This is a genomic window from Actinoplanes sp. NBRC 101535 (assembly GCF_030269225.1).
Taxonomy (GTDB): Bacteria; Actinomycetota; Actinomycetes; order Mycobacteriales; family Micromonosporaceae; genus Actinoplanes; species Actinoplanes rectilineatus.
Genome location: NZ_BSSY01000018.1, coordinates 35,032 through 58,543, shown reverse-complemented (window position 1 = coordinate 58,543; position 23,512 = coordinate 35,032). Strand labels below are relative to the sequence as shown.

At 71.9% G+C, this 23,512-nt stretch carries 12 protein-coding genes and 1 pseudogene; 10 read left to right on the top strand and 3 right to left on the bottom strand.

Translation table 11 applies throughout. From position 1 onward, the window contains the following. Positions 1-508: 508 nt before the first annotated feature. Together QSK32_RS35835 and QSK32_RS35830 are read right to left on the bottom strand one after the other, a co-directional pair. Positions 509-2,704, bottom strand: coding sequence for a S9 family peptidase (locus QSK32_RS35835; protein WP_285474418.1), 2,196 nt, complete (start codon positions 2,702-2,704; stop codon positions 509-511). Positions 2,705-2,760: 56 nt separating this feature from the next. Next, positions 2,761-9,519: pseudogene (locus QSK32_RS35830) on the bottom strand (SDR family NAD(P)-dependent oxidoreductase); the annotation flags it as partial. 374 nt (positions 9,520-9,893) lie between these two features. Between QSK32_RS35830 and QSK32_RS35825 the strand changes: the two are divergent. Further along, positions 9,894-13,148, top strand: coding sequence for a S8 family serine peptidase (locus tag QSK32_RS35825; RefSeq protein WP_052721196.1), 3,255 nt, complete (start codon positions 9,894-9,896; stop codon positions 13,146-13,148). A gap of 3 nt (positions 13,149-13,151) precedes the next feature. On the opposite strand, the gene QSK32_RS35820 is transcribed toward QSK32_RS35825, so the two are convergent. Continuing rightward, the gene (locus tag QSK32_RS35820) at positions 13,152-14,156 is read right to left on the bottom strand and encodes a serine hydrolase domain-containing protein (RefSeq protein ID WP_045747732.1); all 1,005 of its coding nucleotides are present in this window, start codon (positions 14,154-14,156) and stop codon (positions 13,152-13,154) included. 35 nt (positions 14,157-14,191) lie between these two features. Here QSK32_RS35820 and QSK32_RS35815 point away from each other — a divergent pair, with 35 nt between their 5' ends. The 9 genes from QSK32_RS35815 to QSK32_RS35775 all read left to right on the top strand — a co-directional run bounded on the left by QSK32_RS35815 (position 14,192) and on the right by QSK32_RS35775 (position 23,440). Then, positions 14,192-14,803: a TetR/AcrR family transcriptional regulator gene (locus QSK32_RS35815; RefSeq protein WP_045747733.1), complete on the top strand. Its 612-nt coding sequence runs from the start codon at positions 14,192-14,194 to the stop codon at positions 14,801-14,803. Position 14,804: 1 nt separating this feature from the next. Further along, complete coding sequence (locus QSK32_RS35810; RefSeq protein ID WP_045747734.1) at positions 14,805-15,968, top strand: ROK family transcriptional regulator; 1,164 nt, start codon at positions 14,805-14,807, stop codon at positions 15,966-15,968. Positions 15,969-16,055: 87 nt separating this feature from the next. After that, the gene (locus tag QSK32_RS35805; protein ID WP_045747735.1) at positions 16,056-17,303 is read left to right on the top strand and encodes an ABC transporter substrate-binding protein; all 1,248 of its coding nucleotides are present in this window, start codon (positions 16,056-16,058) and stop codon (positions 17,301-17,303) included. Further along, entirely contained in the window at positions 17,300-18,520 is a 1,221-nt protein-coding gene (locus QSK32_RS35800; protein WP_045747736.1) for an alpha-L-fucosidase, read from the top strand. The genes QSK32_RS35805 and QSK32_RS35800 overlap by 4 nt, the downstream gene beginning before the upstream one ends. Next, entirely contained in the window at positions 18,517-19,392 is an 876-nt protein-coding gene (locus QSK32_RS35795; protein WP_045747737.1) for a carbohydrate ABC transporter permease, read from the top strand. The genes QSK32_RS35800 and QSK32_RS35795 overlap by 4 nt, the downstream gene beginning before the upstream one ends. After that, complete coding sequence (locus tag QSK32_RS35790; protein WP_285474416.1) at positions 19,382-20,212, top strand: carbohydrate ABC transporter permease; 831 nt, start codon at positions 19,382-19,384, stop codon at positions 20,210-20,212. Before QSK32_RS35795 ends, QSK32_RS35790 begins: the two co-directional genes overlap by 11 nt. Then, complete coding sequence (locus QSK32_RS35785; RefSeq protein ID WP_353051007.1) at positions 20,197-21,639, top strand: M81 family metallopeptidase; 1,443 nt, start codon at positions 20,197-20,199, stop codon at positions 21,637-21,639. The genes QSK32_RS35790 and QSK32_RS35785 overlap by 16 nt, the downstream gene beginning before the upstream one ends. Further along, the gene (locus QSK32_RS35780; protein WP_285474414.1) at positions 21,639-22,367 is read left to right on the top strand and encodes a copper homeostasis protein CutC; all 729 of its coding nucleotides are present in this window, start codon (positions 21,639-21,641) and stop codon (positions 22,365-22,367) included. Before QSK32_RS35785 ends, QSK32_RS35780 begins: the two co-directional genes overlap by 1 nt. After that, positions 22,364-23,440, top strand: coding sequence for an ROK family protein (locus QSK32_RS35775; RefSeq protein WP_285474413.1), 1,077 nt, complete (start codon positions 22,364-22,366; stop codon positions 23,438-23,440). The genes QSK32_RS35780 and QSK32_RS35775 overlap by 4 nt, the downstream gene beginning before the upstream one ends. Positions 23,441-23,512: the final 72 nt, after the last annotated feature.

Genomic DNA, 23,512 nt, shown 5'->3' with positions numbered 1-23,512 from the left:
CCGAACCCATGATCGGGTGCAGCCACCGGCGGCTGTGAGCTGCCAACGCACCCGATCATGCGACTGGGCGCTCCTGCCACCCGTCCGGGACGGGCGGGCGCACCCGGCCACCTGGTTGGGTGCGGCCACCGCTTACTGGAGATGCCGGCGCACCCGATGACCGGCTTGGGTGCGGCTGCCAACCGTTCGGGATGGGACGGGTCGGATGGGCGCACCCAATCCTTTGGACGGGTGCGGCCACCGGCGGCTGAGGGCTGCCGGCGCACCCGATCATGCGACTGGGTACGTCTGCCGGACCTTGGGCGAGGCGGGCACGGACGTGTTGCGCGCCTCGGGTGGGAGCTCCCGACCGGTTGATCGGAGGGCATTCAGCGGACGCCGGCACCGGCCGCGGGGTGGGCGCACCTTGAGTGTGACCGGATGAGCGACCCGGTCCGCGGTCAGTGAACGCCGGGACCGGCGGCGGGATGGGTGCACCACCTTGGGCGTGACTGGGTGAGCGACCCGGTCAGCGGACGCCGGGACCGGCGGCGGGGTGGGTGAGCGCGTTGCGGAGGAAAGCCAGCTCCATCTCCCACATGCGGTCGGCGGTGTTACCCATGTGGGTGGCTCCGGGAAGCGGGAGGACCGTGTGCGGGCGGCCCGCCGCGAACAGGGCCGCCGACAACTTCATCGTGTGGACGGGGAGGACGTTGTCGTCGAGGAGACCGTGGATCAGCATCAGGGGGCGGCTCAGGTTCGGGGCGTCGGCGATCAGGGAGCCTTGCGCGTACCCCGCAGGGTTTTCATGGGGTAGGCCCAGCGTGCGCTCCTGCCAATGGCTGCTGTAGAGCAGCTGGTCGGTGACGGGTGCTCCGGCCACCGCGGCGTGGAAGACGTCGGGGCGGCGCAGGACGGCCAGCGCCGCCAGGTATCCGCCTGCGGACCAGCCTCGGATGCCTACCCTGGTCAGGTCCATGTCACCGTAACGGTCGGCGGCGGCGTGCAGGGCGTCCACCTGGTCCTGCAGGCGGGGGCCGGCGTGGTCGTCGAGGCGGGCGCGTTCCCAGACCGGGCCGCGGCCGGGGGTGCCGCGGCCGTCGGCGACGATCACGGCGAAGCCCTGGTCGGCGAACCACTGCTGGGCGTAGTACCAGGCGCGGCCGGAGACGGCCCGTTGGGCTGCGGAGCCGCCGTACGGGCTGAGCAGTACCGGAAGTTTGGCGGAGCCGGGTACGTGCCCGGTCGGGAACAGCACGGCGGTGCGCAGTTCGCGGGTGCCGAGGGCGGCCAGCCGGACCTGGGGGCGCAGTGGTGGTTCGACGGCGAGGCTGCGCAGGGGACGGCCGTCGACGGTGACCGTGTCGGAGTCCAGGGTGTGCGCGACGACTACGGTCACGCCGCCCGCGCGGGTGCCGTCGTGAATGCCGGGCGCCGCGGTGACCCGGACGGGAGACGGCGCCCCGGCGACCGGAACCGGAGCCGGAGCCGGAGACGGCACCTCGGCAACCGGAGACGGAACCGGAACCGACGACGGCACCTCGGCAACCGGAGACGGAACCGGAGACATCGACGTGGTGTCCACGGTCCACAGGTGGCGTTCGGCCGGTTCGTCGCGGGCGGCGAACAGCACCGTCTCGCCGTCGACCGCCAGCACCTCCTCGACCTGCAGGCCGGGCGGGGTCACCGGAATCCCGTCGACGGTCAGGCGCCGGGTGTCGCCGTCGTCGACCGACCAGATCAGCCGGCCCGCGGCGGTGTGGGCGGGCAGGCCGTTCACGATGGTGGTCCACCGCGGGTCGGTGTTCTCGGCTGCCAGCATCGTCTCGCCGCTGACCGGGTCGGCCGCCAGGACCCGCATCACGGTCTGCGGACGGTTCTGCACGCAGACCAGCAGGGCGGTGTCGTCCCAGGTGACCCTGGTGACGTATTCGAAGGTCTCCGCGTCCCACCGGACCGGGATGCGGGCGCCGTCCAGTCCGAGAATGTGCAGGGTGACTTCGGCGTTCGGGGTGCCGGCCGACGGGTAGCGCAGGGCGGTCGGCGGGCGTTCCGGGTGTTCGGGATCGGACACGTACCAGATCTGGACGGGTGTGTTGTCGACCCGGGCGGCGATCAGGCTGCGGCCGTCGGGCGCCCACCAGTGGCCCTCGAAACGGTCCATCGACTCGGACGCCTCGTGTTCGGGCAGGCCCCAGGTGATGTCGGGTCCGTCCGGGGTGGCCAGTGCCCGGTCCTCCTTGCCGTCACGGCCGACGACCCGCAGTTCGTCGCCGGACACGTACGCGACGGTCTGCCCGGTCGGGTCGATCCGGGCTTCGGCGGCCGGTTCCTGCGCGTTCAGGCCGGTCACCTGGGCGGTGCGGACGTCGACGGCGTACAGCCGGCCGGCGACGGTGAACACGGCCGTGGTGACGGCGGCGTCGGTGGAGTAGCCGCCGATGCCGGCCGACCGGTCGCGGGCGCGTTCCCGGCGGGCGCGTTCCCGGTCGGTCATCGGGGTGTCGTCGCCGGCGTCCAGGTGGGCCGGGTCGGCGAGCAGGCGTTCCTCCCCGGTGGCGACGTCGTGGGCGTAGAGTCTGCCCACCGTGTCGGTGCCGCCGCCCGAGCGCAGGAACAGCACGGTCGTGCCGTCGGGGGCGACGGTGAACCGGTGCGGTGCGCCGAGGGTGAAGCCCTGTGTCTGCGCGTACAGGGCGGGGAACGAGGTCACCGTGGTACCCACTTTCCGATGATGGCCGCGGTTTCGGCGGCGTGACGGTCGAGCATGGTGAAGTGGTCGCCGCGGGTTTCGGCACGCTCGTGCGGCACCGACCGGGTGGCGCGCCAGCCGTCGGCGGGCATGCCGGGGACCGGGTCGGTGGCGGCCACGAGCAGGCTGGGCGCGGTCAGTGGGGCGGGCCGCCGGTCGCGGATCAGCCGCATGTAGGTGCCGGTGGTGAGGAGAGCGTTCCTTTCGGGTACGCGGCGGAGCCCTCCGGTCATCAGGGCGGCCATCCACTCCTCGGTGAGCAGGCCGAGCACCCGCTCGTACGTGTCGAGCAGGATCAGGCCGGCCGGGACGACGCCGCGCGCCTCCATGGTCTCGGCGAGGGCCTGGGCCAGGACGCCGCCGCTGGACCGGCCCACCAGGACGATCCGGCGGCCGGCGGCCGCGTCGAGGGCCGCCTCGGTGAGCCGTTCGGTCAGGTCGTCGAGGGAGTCCGGGGTGTGCCGACGGTCGGCGAATCCCGGCAGGGGCAGGACGGTCAGCGCCTGGTCGGCGGCGCGGGCCAGGCCGCGGAATTCCGCGGCGCCGGCCGGGCCGAACGACGGCACGCCGATCAGGATCGGTCCTTCGGCGGTCTCCTTCAACGGGACCGGGATGATCGGGACACGCGTGGGGGCGGTGATCGGGGTGACCGAGGCGCTGATCACCAGGTTGACGGCCATGCAGTGGTGACCGCTGTCGACGATGGCGGCGAACATCGCGGGCAGGGTGTCGGGGGTCTCCGCGGGCGGTGCCGACTCCAGGGTCTCGGCGATCCAGAGGGCCAGCGCGGCGGGCGTCGGATGGTCGAACACCACCGTCGCCGGCATCGCCACCCCCGTCGCCGCCACCAGCCTCGTCCGCAGTTGAATCGAACTTACCGAATCCAATCCCTGATCGGTGAACGCGCCCCGGATGTCCACCATCGAGGGATCCCCGTGCCCGATCTCGCCGGCCACCTCCTCACGAAGTAGCGCTTCCAGGGCGGTGACCAGCTCTTTTCCGTCGAGATCGGCGAAGGCGGACCGCGTCGGCTGTTCGGCGGGACGGTGTGCCGCGGCCACCGGGCGTGACCGGGCCGGCGATGCGGCGGCCGGTGGCCGCTTGATGATCGGGACCAGCACCGGCTCGTCGGCGCGCAGGGCGGCGTCGAAGGCGGCGGTCACCTCGGCCGGTGTCATCGGCCGCAGCCGGGAGCCCGCCGACGGCATGCCGCCGTCCAGGGCGAGCGGTCCCCAGGCCAGTGCCAGGGCGGGCTTTCCGGCGCGGCGCCGGCTTCGGGCGACGTCGTTGAGGTACGCGTTGCCGGCCGCGTACGCGGCCTGTCCCCCGTTGCCGAGCAGCCCGGACGCCGACGAGCACAGCACGAACGCGGCGAGTCCCCCGGTCAGCCGGTCCAGATGCCAGGCCGCGTCGATCTTGGGGCGCAGGACGGCGTCCCAGCGGTCGCGGGTGAGCGTGGCGATCGGGCCGTCGTCGAGCACCCCGGCGGTGTGGACGACCGCGGTGACCGGCGGGCGGGCCGCGGCCAGCGCCGCCGTCAGCTGATCCGGATCGGCCACGTCCACGGGTCGCAGGGTGACCGTCGCGCCCGCCGCGGACAGGTCGGCGGCCAGGTCGGCGGCGGCGGTTCCCCGGCGGGACGCGAGCAGCAGGTGCCGTACCCCGTGCATGGCGACCAGGTGCCGGGCCAGTACCGCCGCGAGTGCCCCGGATCCGCCGGTGATCAGCACGGTCCCGCCCCCGAAACGGTTCCCCGCGCCGCCGGCCTCGGGGATCTCGGCGCGGACCAGCCGGGGAACGGCCGTTTCTCCCCCGGTCACCCGGATCTCCTTCTCGACGGCGGCGGCCCGGACCGCCCCGGGCAGGGCCGACCGCGACTCCGCGGTGTCGTCGTGTTCGACCAGGCCGACCTGTCCGGGGTATTCGGCGGCGGCCACCCGGACCAGACCGGCGACGGCCGCGGAGTTCGTGGTCACCACGACACGCGAGGTCCCGGAGAGCAGGGTGCGGAGGCGGTCGAGGGCGGTCCAGAGCTTCGCGCGTACACCATCGGGGTTGGTCTGCGGGGGAATCGGCACGTCCAGGGTGACCGGGGCCGGGGTCTCGTCCGGGGTGTGCGGCGCCGGGACGAGGACCTCGCGGAACAGTGGCTGGGGCAGCGGGCGGAGGGTCAGTTCGCGGATCTCGAGGAGGGGCCGTCCGGCGGTGTCGGCGACGTGTACTTCGATCCGGTGCGGCCCGAGTGGACGGATCCGGACACGAGCGGTGGTGGCGGCACCGTGCCGGCGGATCCCGGACCAGAGGAAGGGCATGCGGGGTACGCGATCAGCACCGTCCAGCAACCGCGCCGGGTGCAGGGCCGCGTCCAGAAGGGCGGGATGCAGCCCGGTGCTCGCCGTGGCGGCTGCCGGGAGCTGGATCTCGGCGTGCACCTCGCCGTCCGAGCGCCAGGCCGCGGTCACGCCGTGGAACGCCGGCCCGTAGCCGCTGTCGTCGTAGAAGCCGGTGAGGTCGACCGGGTGGCCCGGCGGGGGCCAGGCCGTCCGGTCCCGGGCGGGCGATTCGGCTTCCGGGAGGGCCGCGGCGCGACCGGACGCGTGCCGTAGCCGGTCGACGTGGATCTCCAGGGAGCGGCTGCCGTCGGGGGCCGGTTCGGCCAGGAGCAGCCGGAGTTCCGACTCGTCGGCGGCGAGCACGATCGGTCGTTCGATGACCAGTTCGGTGATCTCGGGGACGCCGGCCCAGGCGGCGAACGTGGCTGCCGCCTCCACGAGCAGCGTCCCGGGGACGACGGTCTCCCCGCCGATGGCGTGATCGGCCAGCCACGGGTGGCGGGCCAGGGAGAGCCGGCCGGTGGCGACACGGCGATCCGTTCCGGACACCACCGTCATCGTGTCGAGCAGCGCCGTGACTCCTCCGGCCGCGGCGGCACCGACATCGCCGGAGACCGGAGCGGCCCCGGCACCGATCCAGAAACGCCGGCGGGTGAACGGGTAGGTGGGCAGCGTCGCGGCGACCCGCGGGTCGGGACGGCCGAGCAGCGCGGCCCGGTCGACGGGGACGCCGTGTGCCCACAGGGCCGCCGCACCGTTCGCGGAGGCCTCGACGGTGCCCTGCGGGACCAGCGGGGAGAGGCTGCGCCGCGGGCCCATCTCGACGACCAGCCGGGGCAGGCGGCGGACCGCGTCGCCGAAGCGGACCGGTTCGCGGAGCTGGCGCACCCAGTACCGCGCCGAGCGCAGATCGTCGCCGGTCGCCGGTCGGCCGGTCAGCGTGCTGATCACCGCAAGTCGCGCCGGACGGTAGGTGATCGTGGCCGCCACCTGCTCGAACGCGGCGAGCACCGGGTCCATGTACGCCGAGTGGAAGGCGTGACTGACCCGGAGCGGAGTGCCCCGGCCGGCGGCGAGACCGGCGACCGCGTCCACGTCTCCGGAGACCACCACGGACCGGGGCCCGTTGACCGCGGCGATCTCGACGCCGGCCGGCAGCAGTGGCCGGATCTCCTCCTCGCCGAGGGGCAGCGTGGCCATCGCGCCACCGTCCGGCAGCGCGCCCATCAGGCGGGCCCGGGCGGCGACCAGCATGGCGGCGTCCTCGAGGGTGAGGATGCCGGCGATGTGAGCCGCCGCGATCTCCCCGATCGAGTGGCCGGCCACCACGTCCGGGCGGACGCCCCACGAGTCCAGCAGGCGGGCGGCGGCCACCGCGTACGCGAACAGGAGTGGTTGGGCGTTCTCGGTGCGGTCCGGGTCGGTGCCGGCCGGGACCGGGTCGCCGAGGACGGTCATCACCTCGTCGAAGGTGTCGCGGAAGACGTCGTACCCCGGCAGGTCCCGCATGCCGGGGCGTTGAGCGCCCTGGCCGGGGAAGAGGAAGGCCAGTTCGCCGGGCGGGCGGCCGTCGCCGGTCACCAGGCCGGGATGGTCACGGCCGTCGATCAGGGCGGTGAGCGCCGCCGGGGTGAGAACCGCCGCCCGCCGGCGCTGGGCGGCCCGGCCGGCGCTGATCGCGGGGGCGATCTCCGGACGGTCCCGCAGCTGCCGCGCGCGTTCCACGAGGGCGACCGGCTCCGCCGCCGAGATCAGCAGCGGGCCGGCGTGGTCGACCGCGCCGGGAACCTCCGTGAACGCCGCCTCCTCGATGATCACGTGGGCGTTCGTTCCGGAGATCCCGAAGGACGAGATGCCCGCCCGGGCCGGTCTGTCCGCCGACGGCCACGGCCGCGCCGCCGTCAGCAGCCGCACGTCCCCCGCCGTCCAGTCCACGTGTTCGCTGGGCCGTTCCACGTGCAGGGTCCGCGGCATCGTCCGGCGCCGCATCGCCTCCACCATCTTGATCACTCCGGCGACCCCCGCGGCCGCCTGCGTGTGCCCGATGTTCGACTTGATCGTGCCCAGCCACAGCGGCCGGCCGGGCGGACGGTCCCGCCCGTACGTCGCCAGCAGCGCCTGCGCCTCGATCGGGTCCCCGAGCAGGGTGCCGGTGCCGTGCGCCTCCACCACGTCCACGTCCGCCGGTCCCAGCCCGGCGTCGGCCAGCGCCGCCCGGATCACCCGCTGCTGCGCGGGACCGTGCGGTGCGGCCAGCCCGTTCGACGCGCCGTCCGAACCGACCGCGCTGCCCCGCAGTACCGCCAGCACCGGATGCCCGTGCCGGCGGGCGTCGGAGAGCCGCTCCAGCAGCAGCAGGCCGGCCCCTTCCGACCATGCGGTGCCGTCCGCGGTGGCCGAGAACGCCTTGACCCGCCCGTCCGGGGCCAGCCCGCGCAGGCGGCTGAACGCGCTGAACGGGGTCGGGGTGGCCATCACGGCCACGCCGCCCGCGATGGCCATCGAACACTCCCCGGCCCGCAGTGCCCGGGCCGCCCAGTGCAGTGCGACCAGCGACGACGAACAGGCGGTGTCGACCGTGACGGCCGGCCCGGTGAGCCCGAACGTGTACGCGATCCGCCCGGACGCCACGCTGCCCGCCGAGCCGATGCCGACGTGGCTCTCCATCTCCGCGGACAGATTCTCGGCGAGATCGATGTAATCGCGGTACATCAGTCCGACGTACGTGCCGGTGTCGCTGCCGCGCATCGTGCCCGGGTCGATGCCGGCCCGTTCCCACAGTTCCCAGGCCGTCTCCAGGAGCAGCCGCTGCTGCGGGTCCATCGCGACGGCCTCGGCGTCGGCGATGCCGAACGGCGCCGGGTCGAACATGGCGGCGTCGTGCAGGAAGCCGCCCTCCCGGACGTAACTGTGGCCGGCCCGGTCCGGGTCCGGGCTGAACAGGTCCGGGCCCCAGCCGCGGTCCCGGGGGAACGGGGTGATCGCGTCGACCTCGTCGTCGACCAGTCGCCACAGGTCCTCCGGCGAACCCACCCCGCCGGGATAGCGGCAGGACATGGCGACGATGACGACCGGGTCGTCCGGTTCCGGGACCTGACCGAGCCGGTCCCGGATCACCTTGCCGGACGAGGTCCGCGGCAGGGACTCGACCAGCACCACGTCGTCCGGTGCCTTGGCCGCGGACATCCGCCGGCGCACCGCCGCGAGCAGGGTGACGGCGTCGACGTCCGGGCCGGACGGCACCACGTACCCGATGGCGACCTGCCCGAGCCGGTGGTGCGGGCGCCCGGCCACCGCGGCGTCGGCGACGCCGGGCAGCCCGAGCAGCACCGTCTCGATCTCCGCCGGGTGCACGTTCGCGCCACCCCGGATGATCAGGTCCCGGGCCCGGCCGGTCAGGATCAGCTGGTCACCGGCGAGCCGGCCCAGGTCGCCGGTCCGGTACCACCCGGTCGCCTCCGGCGATCCCAGGTAGCCCCGCATCAGCCCCGGGCCGCCGACCTGAACCTCGCCCTCGGCGCCGGGCGGGACCGGAACGCCGGTGGACGGGTCCGCGACGCGTACCCGGCGAAGGATCGTCCCGACCGAACCCTCCGCGACCGGCTCCCGGCCCGGGGTCTCCATCGCGATGGCCCCGCAGGTCTCCGTGCTCCCATAGCTGTTGATCAACGGCGCGCCCAGCAGGGTGCGGACCGCCGCGCGCAGCGACGGTGGGCACGGTGCGCCGCCGGTGACGCACATCCGCAGGTGCGGGACGGCCGGCCGCCGCTCGCCGAGGGCCGCGATCAGCCGGTGGTAGACCGTCGGCACCCCGGTGAGGATCGTCGGATCGGTGCTCTCCAGCGCGGCGATCAGCTCCTCGTCGGAGGGGTGGTCGACGATCGTGGTGGTCGCGCCGAGCCGGACCGTGGCGAGCACCCCGCGGGCGTGCCCGAGCGCGTGGAAGATCGGCAGCGGCCAGAGCATCCGGTCGTCGGCGGTGAACCCGAGGTGCTCGACGAGCGAGCCCTCCAGCATGCCGAGCCAGCTGCCCTGAGTGGAGATGACGCCTTTGGGCTGCCCGGTGCTGCCCGACGTGTAGTGGATCCAGGTGTCCTCGTCCATCCCGAGGTCGTCGCGGGCGGCCCTGCCCCGGCCGCTGTCGACGATCTCCCCGACGCCGAGGTCCTGCCGGGAGACGATCAGCCGGGGCGCGCTGTCCGCGGCCAGCGCCGCCCGCTCGGCGGTCGAGGCGCGCGGGTCGACCGGGATCCCGACCGCCGCCGCCCGTACCGCCCCGAGCACCGCGACGACGGCGTCGATCCCGGCCGGCAGGCAGATCATCACCCGGTCGCCGCGCTCCACGCCACGGGCCGCGAGCCCCGCCGCGAACCCCCTCGTCAGTTCCTCCAGCCGACCGAAACCGACAACGCGGTCGCCGCTGACGAACGCGGCCTTCCCCGGTCGTTCCCCGGCGTGACGGCGCAGAAGATCCACAATGGATTCAGGCATCGGCCCACGATGACAGCCCCGGGCAAGGGGTACGCGGCAGAGCACCCCGCCGACAGCGACTCCCGGTGCGGACCCCGTGATCCCCGGCGCATCCGGCGGCAGGAGAACTCCGCGGTGGTGATCGGCGGAACGGCGCCGACGGCGATCGGGCGGACCCCGGCGGATCCCACCGGTCGAGGACCTCGGGCTCACGGAGCAACCGGAAATCGAAGATCCTGTGAGTTTCCCGTGCGGTTCCGATGAAGGTCGCAGAGTTCGCCACATATTCACGACCCTCCATTGCATCAATCTGCAAGGGTCGATGGCGAGCCGGGACCGGCCCGGCACGGGAGGCATCGATGCATCGAAGACTGCTCGCCCCGATCACCGCCGCGATCGTCGGCGCCGGCGTGCTCGCCGCGCCCGCGTCGGCAGCGCCGGCACCAGGAGCCTCGTTACCCACCGGGCAGACCACCGCCACGGCGGGCGACGCCGCTCCCCGGACGGTCACGCTGCTCACCGGGGACCGGGTGACCCTGGTCGGCAGTGATTTCCGGGTGCAGGCGGGGCCCGGTCGCGAGAAGATCCGGTTCCTCACGCAGGTGATGGACGGCCGCCGCTACGTGATTCCGTCGGATGCGGTGGGGCTGCTGCGCGAGGGCCGGCTGGACCGCCGGCTGTTCGACGTGACGGGACTGGCCGAACTGAACGCCGGGGATGCGGTTCCGCTGCTCGTCACGTACCCCAGAGGCTCGAAGAACGCGCGGACCGCGGTGGCCGCGGCAGACGCCGAAGTGACCCGCGATCTGTCGCCGCTCGGCCTGCTGGCGGTGAAGTCGAACGCGGGCCTGTGGTCGGAGCTGACCGCCGGGCCGGCCGGCGCGCGCACGCTGAGCACCGGAGTGAGCAAGGTGTGGCTGGACGGGCGACGGCAGATCAGCCTGGACCGGAGTGTGCCGCAGATCGGCGCGCCGGCCGCCTGGCAGGCCGGGTTCGACGGCACCGGCGTGACGGTCGCCGTGCTGGACACCGGCGCCGACCTGACGCACCCGGATCTGGCCGGGCAGGTCGCCGGTTCGCAGAACTTCACCACCGAACCGAGTGTCGACGACATCGTCGGGCACGGCACGCACGTCGCGTCCACGATCGCGGGCACCGGTGCCGCGTCCGGCGGCAGGTTCAAGGGGGTCGCGCCCGGGTCGAAGCTGCTGATCGGCAAGGTGTGCGAGATCTACGGCTGTGAGGAGTCGGCGATCCTGGCCGGCATGATCTGGGGCGCCGAGAACGCCGAGGTCGTCAACATGAGCCTGGGCGGCGGTGACACCCCGGAGGTGGACCCGCTGGAGCAGGCCGTCGAGGACCTGACGGCGCAGCACGACACGCTGTTCGTGATCGCCGCCGGCAACTCCGGCAGCCAGGGTTCGGTGGGCTCGCCGTCCACGGCGGACTCGGCGCTGTCGGTCGGTGCGGTCGACCGTGAGGACGAGATCGCGCCGTTCTCCAGCCGGGGCCCGCGGGTCGGTGACGGCGGGATGAAGCCGGAGATCACCGCACCGGGTGTGGAGATCGTGGCCGCCAAGGCCGCGAACGATCAGATCTCCGGTCCGGCGCCGGTCGAGGGCTACGGCACGCTGTCCGGCACCTCGATGGCGACCCCGCACGTGGCGGGTTCCGCCGCGATCCTCACCCAGGTGCACCCGGACTGGTCGTCGAAGCTGCGCAAGAACACCCTGATGGCCTCGGCGAAGCCGACCGAGGGTGTCAGCTCGTATGACCAGGGCGCGGGCCGGGTGGACGTCGCCCGGGAGATCACCCAGACCGTGACGGTCGACGAGGGTGCGATCAGTTTCGGTCTGCAGCAGTGGCCGCACGACGACGACCAGCCGGTCACGAAGACCGTCACCTACCGCAACGCGGGGACCGCGGCGGTCACGCTGAGCCTGACGGTCACCGGCGAGGTGTTCGAGGCGGCCGACAGCGCCATCACGGTTCCGGCCGGTGGCACCGCGACGACCACGGTCACCGCGGACACCCGCAAGGACGTCCCGGACGGTGCGCTCGGCGGTTTCCTCACGGCCGTCTCCGCCGACGGGGTACGCGTGAGCACCCCGCTCGGCGTGAACAAGGAGGTGGAGAGCTACGACGTCACCCTGACCACGATCAACCGGGACGGTTCGCCGAGCCTCGACCACCTGGTGGTGCTGGTGGACCTGGACAACCCCGGCGGTTTCGTGGAGGCGTTCCAACCGACCGGCACCCAGGAGCTGCGGGTGCCGAAGGGCCGTTACGGACTGTTCGCCTGGGTGTTCGAGGGCGAGTCGACGATCTCGTCGCTGGCCGACGCGGAACTGACCATCGACGCTGCCCGGTCGCTGACGGTGGACGCCCGGGTCGGTAAGCCGGTGAAGGTCGTCCCGCCGCAGTCGGACGCCGGGACGGTGCTCGCCTCGGCCGGCGCCGACTGGTACGGCGAGGACGTCACCGTGTCGACCGGTGTCGGCGCGGCCACGTTCGACGACATCTTCGTCGGCCCGCTGTCCGCCGCGTCGAACCCGGACTTCCTGGCGTCGGTGGTCGGCACGTTCGCCGTGCCGGGGGCCGCGGGAGACTTCCGCAACAGCCCGTACACGACCGATCTGGCCTACTTCCAGCCGGGCCGGATGTTCGACGGGCTCACCAAGAGCCCGAAGCTGTCCGAGCTCACCGAGTTGGACGCGTCGTACGCCGCCGAAGCGGTGGGCACGTCCGGTTACAAGAGCAACTACGCGCAGTACTCCGAGGAGGCCCTCGCCTGGCTGTCGTTCCTCCCGTTCGACCTGCCGGCGCGGCGGGCCGAGTTCGTGAACCCGGACTACCCGTGGGCGGCCGAGTTCGACCAGGTGGACGCCGAGGAGAACTTCGTCAGCTACCTGACCGCCGGTGCACGGCGGTACCGGGCCGGCAAGACCGTCGAGCAGGACTGGAACAAGGCGGTCTTCGGGCCGAACCTGACCCAGCCGCCGTTCGACGCGTACTGGGTGTCCCGCCAGGGCGACCTGCTGATCGCCGACCCGCCGCTGTCCGGCGACGGCAGCGGTCACCCCGGCCGGTCGGCCGTGGCCCAGGAGACGGTCGCGCTCTTCCAGGGCAACACCAAGATCGGTGAGGGGTACGAGTACGAGCTCCCCGCCGGCACCGCCACCTACCGTCTCGAGGCCACCTCGAAGCGGGGCGCGCCGCACACGCTGTCGACCGAGGTCACGGCGAAGTGGACGTTCAAGTCCGGGCACGTGGCCGGCGAGGACTTCCAGCGTCTGCCGCTGCATTCGGTGCGGTTCGCGCCGAAGGTGGACGAGCGCAACACCGCGCCGTCCGGTCGCCGATTCGAGATCCCGGTGTTCGTCGAGCACCAGCCGGACTCGGCGGTCGGCAGGGTGAAGTCGGTGAAGGTGGAGGTCTCCTACGACGACGGGAAGACCTGGCGCGCCGCCTCGCTGAGCGGGACGGGTGACAAGCGGGTCGCCGCCGTCACCCACCCCGCCGGTGCCGGTTTCGTGTCGCTGCGCACGTCGGCCGCCGACACCGCCGGTAACACGGTCAGCGAGACCGTGATCCGGGCGTACGCGCTGCGCTGAGCACTACCCGGCCCCACCCGTCATCGCCTGCTCGGTGAAGTCCGCCAGAGCCGTGTCGATCGGGTGGGGCCGGGGCGCCCACCGCGACGTGTTGAGCGCGACGGTCATCTGCCGCCGGCCGTCCGGGCTGCTCATGGTGAGGGTGTCCGCTCCCCACACCGTCCCGTCGTGCCCCCAGAACGTCCGTCCGCCGACCGTGAACCGGTGCAGGCCGAGCCCGTAGTCGACGGTCTCGCCGAGGAACGACCGGACCGGCCCGGTCTGCTGCATCCGTGCCAGGTCCGCCGGGCTGACCAGCCGCCCGGTGAGCAGCTGCCGGTAGAAGGTGTTGACGTCCTCGACGGTGGAGACCAGGGCGGCGCCGGTCCCCACCCAGGACATGTCGTAGACGCTGTAGTCGCGGGGCGGGTCGATCGTGCCGAAGAACCGCTCGTACATCTTCGGGTGCGGTCCCCGGATCTCCGGGCCGGCCGGGAATCCGGTGTGCGGCAGATCGTCGGGGACGAGGGACTTCTCCCCCTGCAGCAGCTGTCCCAGCAGCAGATAGTTGGTGTTGGAGTAGACCCCGCCGGTGGCTTCCGGCAGCCCGAGCCCCATCGTGATCAGCTCGTCGGGGCTGAAGTGACGGAACCGGTTGTCGTCGATGCTCTCCGGGGTGCCGCCGCCCAGGGAGGGAAACGCGACGGGCAGGTAGTCGGGGATGCCGCTGGTGTGGTTGAGCAGCATCCGGACGGTGATCCGCTCGCCGCGCCCGCCGGGCACCAGGTCACCGATGGTCCGGTCGAGGTCGATGCCGGCCCGGAGCACCGCGACGGCGATGAAGGTCTTGGTCAGGCTGCCGACGCGGATCCGCATGTCCGGGGTGATCGGGCGCCGGGTCGCCAGGTCGGCGACGCCGGCCGCGCCGCGCCAGGTCCGGTCGCCGTCGCGGATCTCGGCGATGACGCCGGGGACGCCGGCACGGTGGATGTCGTCCAGGTGGGCCTGGAACTCCGCCTTTAGGAACATGTTCCTAAAGTAGCATCGGCGTGCATGATGATGGTGTGCCAAAAACCGGCCGGCCCCCGGCGACCTCCCGCGCGCAGATCCTCGACGCCGCCCGGCGGATCATCGACGACGACGGCTGGGAGAGACTGACCGTCCGCCGCCTTGCCGGTGACCTCGGCATCGGGACCACCACGCTGTACCACCACGTGCGCGACCGCGAGGACCTGCTGATCCTGCTGATCAACGAGCACGCGGGCCGGACCATGACCGGTGAGCTGCCCACCGACCCGGCCGAACGGGTGTTCGCCGCGGCCGTCGCGATCCACGACTCGCTGGCCTCCTGGCCGTGGGCCGCCGAGGTGCTCTCCACCGACGGGTTCCTCGGACGCCTCGAGGGCGCCGCCCTGTCCACCGTGGAGGCGCTGCTCACCGGAGCCGTCGACCACGGCTGCACACCGGAGCAGGCCGCCCACGTGTTCCGGGCCGTCTGGTACTACACGGTCGGCGAGATCCTGGTCCGCGCCCACTCGTCCGGCCGGCCCCCGGTGCCGCCGACGTTCGCCGCGCCGCAGCTGGCCGGACTCGGCGAACGCTGGCCGGAGCTGGCCGCGACCGACACGTACCGGCAGGGCCTGCGCACCCTCGTCACCGGCCTTCTAACCTCGTGACATGCGCGCACCCCACGCCGACCTGACCACCGCCGGCGGCATCTTCTCGCTGGTCCGCGACGGCCGGGCGGCCTCCCGGGCGGAGATCTCCCGGCTCACCGGCCTCGCGCCGTCCACCGTGGCCCTGCGGGTCGAGGAGCTGATCCGGCACGGCTATCTGACCGAGTCCGGTCAGGGGCCGTCGCACGGCGGGCGCCGTCCGCGCAAGCTGGGTCTGGCGTACGACGCGCGGCTGATCGCCGGGGTGGAGCTGGGCGCCCGGCACGCCACGCTGCGCCTCCACGACCTGACCGGCACCGTGGTGGCCGGGCGGGACATCGCGCTGGACATCACGACGTCGCCGGAGGCCGTGCTGCGGACCGTGCACCGGCAGCTGGGCGCGATGAACCCGGGACGGGAGCTGGCCGGGATCGGCCTGGCCGTGCCGGGTCCGGTGCGGGCGGCCGACGGCCGGGTGGTGTCGCCGTCGCGGATGCCGGGCTGGAACGGGGTGGATCCGGCGGCGATCCTGGCCGGGATCTCCGGTGTGCCGGTCCGTACCGAGAACGACGCGAACGCGATGGCGGTCGGCGAGTTCGTGGCCACCGGCCGTACGGCCGAGCATCTGATCCTGGTCAAGGCCGGTGCGAGCATCGGCACCGGGATCATCGCGGCCGGCCGGCTGCACCGGGGGTCGCGCGGGATCGCCGGGGACGTCAGTCACACCCGGGTCGCCGACGGTTCCGAGGTGCTCTGCTCGTGCGGGCGGACCGGCTGCCTGGACGCGGTGGCCGGCGGGCGTTCGATCGTGCTGGCCCTGCAGTACGCCGGGGAGCAGGTGTCGGAGGTGGCCGACGTGGCGGCGCTGGCCCGTGACGCGCATCCGCTGGCGACGCGGCTGTTGCGGGAGGCGGGCCGGCGGACGGGGGTGGTGCTGGCGACCCTCGTCGGTTTCTTCAACCCGGAACGCCTGGTGCTGGCCGGGAGCCTGTCGTCGAGTGACGCGTACGTCGCCGCGGTGCGCTCGGCCGTCTACGACCAGTGTCTGCCGCTGTCCACCGAGGGCCTGGAGATCTCGGCGTCGACGGCGGGCGCGGACATCGGCGCGCGGGGTGTGGCGTCGCTGGTGATCGACGAGCTGCTCGACCCGCAACGGATCGATGAGCACGTCCACTTAGTTCGATAATCGAATACAAATATCGAAGAAACTTCGATTATTGAAATAAGAGCGTGCAGCCGCATACCCTGAGGGCCCCCGACGTTAGGGATCGCCATGCGCAAATGGGGTTCGGCTCTCACGGCACTGGCACTGATTCTCGGCACCGCGGCCTGCTCGTCCGACGACGGCGCGGACGGCAAGACCACCATCGTGTGGAACATGTGGTCGGGCGACACCGAGTCCGAGCAGAAACTGAAGGAACAGATGGCCGCCGCGCAGGCGATCGTCGGCCCGGACATCACCATCGAACTGCAGACCGCCCCATGGGCGGACTTCTTCACCAAACTCAACGCCAACATGGCCTCCGGCAAGCTGGCCTGCGTCACCGCCATGAACGGCCAGCGCCTCACCGACTACACCGCCGCGTTCGAGCCGCTCACCGACGCCGACCTGACGACCATGGGCATCGCCCGCGGCGACTACAACCCGGGTGCGCTGAGCGTGATGGAGAACGACGGCAAGCTGTACGGACTGCCGTACGACACCGCCACCATGTTCCTGTTCTACAACGCCGACCTGTTCACCAAGGCCGGCCTGGAAGCGCCCACCAACACCTGGACCATCCAGGACTTCGAGACCGCCGCCACGACGATCACCGCGAAGACCGGGGTCAAGGGCTTCGCCGTCTCCCTCGACGAGTTCCAGTGGCTGTCGCTGCCGATGGCCCGCGCCGGCAGACAGCCGGTCGACGACAGCGGCAGGCTGGCGCTGACCGATCCGGCCTTCGTGGACGCCGCCACCTGGTACGGCGACCTGGTCACCGGCGCGAAGGTGTCCGAGGCCGTCCCGTCCGCGTCCGAGACCGGCTGGGAGGTCACCCAGTTCCAGAACGGTAGAGCCGCGATGATCATCGACGGCACGTGGCAGGCTGCCACGTACACCGCTGAGGATCTGCCCTTCGCCGGCGGCGCGGTGCGCCTGCCGTCCGGCGCTGCCGGGCCGTTCGGGGTGGCGCTGGGTTCGGGGTACGGGATCGCGAAGAACTGCGAGGACAAGGACGCCGCGCTCAAGGTGCTCGGCGCCCTCACCGGTAAGCAGGGCGAGGACCTGATCGCGAAGCAGGGCAACTATCCCGCGCAGCTGGCCAGCCAGGACGGCTACTTCGCGTCGCTGCCGGACGGCAAGCGGGAGATGCTGACCGCCGCCTTCCAGGCCGGTTTCGACGGCGCCACCGCGCAGCGGGTCACCGCCGAGTGGACGCAGGTCGCGACGGCGATGCCGAACGAGCTGGTCAGCGTCTACACCGGGCAGGGCACGATGCCCGACGCGCTCGGCAACCTCCAGCAGAAGTTCGGCAAGTGACGGCCTGGTTCGCCAAGGCCCGGTTCGGGCTGTTCCTCCACTTCGGCCTGTACAGCGTGGCGGCCCGGCACGAGTGGGTGATGAACTACGAGGAGATCCCGCCGGACGTCTACGAGCGCTATGCGGAGTTCTTCGAGCCGGATCTGTTCGATGCCCGGGCGATCGCCCGGGCGGCCCGGGAGGCCGGCCAGCGTTATGCGGTGCTGACCGCGAAGCATCACGAGGGTTTCTGCCTGTGGGACACCGCGACGACCGATTTCAAGTCGCCTCGTGACCTGGTTCTCGAGTATGTGGAGGCGTGCCGCGCGGAGGGCCTGAAGGTGGGGCTCTACTACTCCCTGCTGGACTGGCATCACCCGGATTATCCGGTCGACCGGCACCATCCTTTGCGGGCCCATCCCGAGAAAAGGGATATATCAAAGTATCGCCCCTACCTCCATGCCCAGGTCCGTGAGCTGCTGACCGACTACGGACAGATCGACTACCTGTTCTTCGACTTCACCGACGAACCGGGCAGCGGCGGGACCACCCCGCAGGACTGGGACGCCGAGGCGTTGATGGCGATGTGCCGCGAACTCCAGCCCGGCATGATCGTCAACGACCGGCTGGGCATCCCCGGCGACCTGGTCACCCCGGAGCAGTACCAACCGGTGCGCCCGCTGCTGCGCGACGGCAGACCGGTGCCCTGGGAGGCCTGCCAGACCGTCAACGGCAGCTGGGGATACCACCGGGACAACCACGACTTCAAGACCCCCGAGATGATCGTACGCATGCTCGCCGGTTCCGTGGCTCTCGGCGGGAACCTGCTGCTCAACGTGGGTCCGACCGGTCGCGGAGAGATCGCGCCGGTCGACGCCGCACTGCTGGCGGCGGTCGGCGAGTGGATGCGGCGGCACTCCCCCGCGATCCACGGCGCCGGGCCCGCCGATCATGTGCCGCCGTCCGGGGTCACCTACACCCAGCGCGGCGACCGCCTCTACGCCCACCTCTTCGACTGGCCGTTCGGGCTGCTGCACCTGCCCGGACTGGCGGGCCGGGTGCGCTTCGCCCGGTTCCTGCACGACGGGTCGGAGATCCGTTACCGGGAGATCCCGCCGGACCAGGAGGCGTTCAACCTGACCCCGGCCGCGCCGGATCCCGGCACGCTCACGCTCACCCTGCCGGTCCACCGGCCGGAGGTGGCGCTGCCGGTCATCGAGATCCTGCTGACCTCATGAGACACCGGGAACGCTGGCACGCACTCGGTTTCATCAGCCCCGCCCTCGCCGGGCTGACCGTGTTCACCGCCCTGCCGGTGGCCCTGGCCGTGGTGATGAGCCTCTTCGACTGGCCGATCTTCGGCGACCGGGAGTTCATCGGGCTGGGCAATTACCGGGCGCTGCTCACCGACACCCCGGACTTCTGGCCGGCGCTGCGCAACTCGGTCCTCTTCACCGTCCTCTACGTGCCCACCAACCTGGCCGTCGCCCTCGGCCTGGCGCTGCTGCTGGGTCCGCGCCTGCACGGCCGTGCGGTCTTCCGGGTGCTGTTCTTCATCCCGGTGGTCACCCCGATGGTGGCGAACGCGCTGGTCTGGAAACTGGTGCTGCAACCGCAGGGCCTGCTCAACGGGCTGTCCACCGCGTGGCTCGGGATCACCCTGCCGAACTTCCTGGTCGACCGGAACTGGGCGATGATCGCGATCGTCGTGATGAGCGTCTGGGCCGGCATGGGTTACAACATGCTGGTCCTGACCGCGGCGCTGGAGCAGCTGCCGACCTCGGTGCTGGAGGCGGCCCGGATGGACGGAGCACAGGGCTGGCGCCTTCTGATCAGGGTCACGCTGCCGCTGATCTCGCCGGCGATCTTCTTCGCCGCGGTGATGACCATCATCGGGTCGTTGCAGGTGTTCGCCCAGCCGCAGCTGCTCACCGGCGGCGGACCGGGCACCAGCACCATCCCGCTGGTCATGTTCATCTACGACACCGGCTTCACGTTCCAGGACCTCGGACTGGCCGCGGCCGCCGCCTGGCTGCTCTTCGTCCTGATCATCGGTATCACTGTCCTGCAGTTCCGGGCGCAGCGGAGATGGGTGCACTATGAGCACTGAACGGCTGCGATCCGGACTCGCCCACACCACGGCGGTACTCGCCGCCGTCATTTTCACCACCCCTCTCGTGTACGCGTTCTTCTCGGCGCTGAAACCGTCGCGGGAGGTGCTGCTCGCCCCGCCGACGCTGATCGGTTCCGAGGTCCGGTGGGGCAATTTCGCCGAGGTCTTCGCCTATGCGCCGTTCACGACGTACATCATGAACTCGTTCCTGATCTCGATCTGTGGCGTGCTGGTGGTGCTGTTCGTGTCGGCGACCGCCGGATACGCGTTCGCGCGGCTGCGCTGGCGGGGCCGCGAGGTGGTGTTCGTGCTGTTCCTCGGCACCCTGATGGTGCCGCAGGAGGTGCTGGTCATCCCGATGTTCGTGGTGATGCAGTGGTTCGGCTGGGTGGACACCTATCCGGCGCTGATCCTCCCGTGGGCGTTCACCGCGTTCGGCACGTTCCTGATGCGGCAGTTCTTCCGGGGCATTCCGTACGAGCTGGAGGAGGCGGCCCGCGTCGACGGCGCCGGACCGGTGCGAACATTCACCCGGATCATCCTGCCGCTGGCCGGGCCGGCGCTCGCGGTGCTCGCCGTATTCACTTTCCTGAACTATTGGAACAGCTATCTGTGGCCGCTGATCGCGGTCAACGACTACGCGACGCTGGGCACCCTGCCGATCGGACTGGCGAGTTTCTCCAGCCAGACCGGCACCCGCTGGGACCTGCAGATGGCCGCCTCGATCATCTCGATGGTTCCGACGACGCTGCTGGTCGTCGCGCTGCAACGCCACCTCGTCAAAGGAATCGCCACGTCAGGATTGGGGGGCCGGTGAGGATCGCCATCGCCGGAATGCACATCGAATCGAGTGCCTACGCGGCGCACCGCGCGTCGTTCCGGGACTTCTCGGTGCTGTCCGGGCCGCAGGTTCTCGCGCGCTACGACTTCCTCGATCCGGCCGCCGAATGGATCGGGATCCTGCACGCGCGGTCCATTCCCGGGGGCAAGGTGCTGCGGGAGGTCTACGACGAATTCAAGCAGCGCATTCTCGACGGGCTGCGCGACGCCGGGCCGATCGACGGGCTCTACTTCGACATTCACGGCGCGATGAGCGTCGACGGGATGGACGACGCCGAAGGCGACCTGATCACCGCGATCCGGGCGGTGATCGGGCCGGACGTTCTGGTGTCGGCGCCGATGGATCTGCACGGCAACGTGTCCGAACGGTTCGCCCGCGCCGTGGAACTGCCGACCTGCTATCGGCTCGCGCCGCACGAGGACGCCGGGGAGACGCGGGAACGGGCGGCCCGCCATCTGGTCGAGCATCTCGCCACCGGGAAACGACCGCATCGGGCCTGGGTGCGGGTGCCGATCCTGCTGCCGGGCGAGAAGACGTCGACGCGGGTCGAACCGGCGAAGAGCCTTTACGGGTCGCTCGCCGCGATCGAGGCCCGGGAGGGCGTCACCGACGCTTCGATCTGGATCGGGTACGCCTGGGCGGACGAACCGCGGTGCCACGCCACGGTGATCGTCACCGGGGATTCATCATCGGTGATCGCTGCGGCGGCGTCGGAGCTGGCGTCCCGGTTGTGGGAGGCCCGGGACGACTTCGGGTTCGTCGGGCCGCCGGGGTCGCTGGAGGACGCTGTTTCGCGGGCTCTGGCCTCGCCCACTCGTCCGTATCTGATCAGCGATTCCGGGGACAATCCCGGTGCTGGTGGGAGTGGGGATGTGACGTGGACGCTTTCACATCTCTTATCAGACATTTCACGATTTGACGGCTGTTTGGTTTATGTCGCCTCGATTTTCGACACGGCCGCTGTGGAGATCCTTTTCGGTCATCGGGTCGGTGATCAGGTGTCGGTGACCGCCGGGGCACGGGTGGACTCCCGGGTCAGCGGACCGGTTCCGATCAGCGGGACACTGCACGGGCTGCACACCGGCGACCCGGACGCCGGACGGATCGCCGTGGTCCGCTGCGGCGGACTGCACGTGATCGTCACCGAGTTCCGCAAGGCGTACCACCACGTCGACGACTTCACCGCGATCGGCCTCGACCCGGCCGCCGCCGACATCATCGTCACCAAGATCGGATACCTGGAGCCCACCCTGTACGACATCGCCAACGGCTGGACCCTGGCCCTCACCCCCGGACCGGTCGACCAGGACCTGGCCCGGCTCGGCCACCACCGCATCGAACGCCCGATGTTCCCGTTCGACGCCTTCCCGGCCGAACCCGCCCTCACCGTGACGATGCTCTGATGGTCACTCTCGAACTGGCCGTCCAGGACGAACACGGCATCGACGTCGCCGCCCGCCTCAAGGCCGACCGCATCGAGCTGTGCAGCGCGCTGCCGCTCGGCGGGGTCACCCCGTCGCTCGGCCTGATCGAGGCGGCAGCCGGCACCACCCCGGTGCACGTGCTGGTCCGGCCCCGGCCGGGCGGCTTCGAATACACCCCGGCCGAGATGTCCACCACGATCCGCGACGTACGCCACGCGATCAGCGCCGGAGCGGCCGGCGTGGTGATCGGCGGCCTGCGTGACGGGCACATCGACTCCGCCCTGGTCGACGGGGTGGTGTGCGCGGCCGGAACCGCCACGGTCACCTTCCACCGGGCGTTCGACCTGCTCCCCGACCCGTTCCACGCCCTCGAGGAGCTGATCACCCTCGGCGTCGGCCGGATCCTCACCGCCGGCTGCCCGACCGTGGTCGCCGACGGCCTGCCCAGCCTGCGCCGCCTGGTGTCCGCCGCGGCCGGCCGCCTCGAGGTCCAGGCGGGCGGCGGCGTCGTACCGTCCCTGATCCCGGCACTGGTGTCCACCGGCGTCCCGGCCGTGCACGCCTCGGCGAAGACGGTGGTCCGCGACTCCGGCGCGCTCACCCTGGGCAGCGCCGCCCAGGGCCCGGAGTCCGGCCGCGAGACCACCGACGAGCGGACCGCGTTGCGGATCATCGAGGCGTTACGGGACGCCGGGGTACGTCCGTGACGCTGCTCCTCGGCATCGACTACGGCGGCACCAGCAGCAAGTTCCTGCTGACCGCCACGGAATCCCCAGCGACCGCTCCACCCGTCGCCACGGAATCCCCGGCGCCCGTTCCATCCGTCGCCGCTGATCAGGCCCCCGAACCGGATGGTGTTCCGGCCGGGGCGGGGCTGCGGGTCGTCCGGTCCGGCCGGGTGGCGACGCCGCGTTCGCTCGCTGCCCTGGCGACCGAGGTGCGGGCGTTCCTCGGCGACGACCGGCCGGACGCCGTGGGCACGACCGTGGCCGGTGTCCTCGACCAGGCCACCGGGACAGTTCTGACCAGCGCCAACCTGCCCTGGCTGACCGGCACGAACCCGGCCGCCGCTCTGTCCGCGGCGCTGGGGATCCCCGCGGTGGCGGTCCACGACGGCAACGCGGCCGCAACCGCCGAGGCCGTCCTGGGCGCGGGCCGCGGCCACCATGACCTGTTCGTGCTCGCCCTGGGCACCGGCATCGCGGGCGCCCACATCGTCGGCGGCGAACTGCGCCGCGGCGCCCACGGTGCGGCCGGCGAGATCGGCCACACCGGACCGGGCACCGGCCGTCTGTGCAGTTGCGGCCGCCACGGCTGCCTGGAGTCCAGCATCGGCGGCGCTCAGCTGGCCGCCCGCTGGTCAGAATCCCGCTCCCCCGCCGGCTCTTCCGACGGCACCCGCATCAGCAACCCGGCCGGATCTCCTCCCCACGACGCAACCGACTCTCCTGCCGGAAGCCCGGCCGGGTCGCCGAGCGGCGGCGCGCGGGCGGTCGTCGAGGCAGCCGAGCGTGGCGATCCGGCGGCTGTCACGCTGCTCGACGAGGCGACGACCGCGCTCAGCCACGGCCTGCTCAACGTCATCGCCCTGGTCGATCCGGGGCTGATCGTGGTCGGCGGCGGGTTGTCCGAGGCGCGCCGCTGGATCGTCGACCCGGCGGTGGCGAAGGTGTCCCGCAACGCCACCTTCCACCACGTGCCCCCGATCGTCCCCGCCGCCCTGGGTGTCTGGGCCGGGGCCTGGGGCGCCACCCTGGCCGCCCGCGACACCCTCGGGTAAGGGAACCAGGAACTTCGGAGAGCCCGCCCGCTCGCATAGCTGAGATGAATCCTCATTGCCCGTTTGGTAACG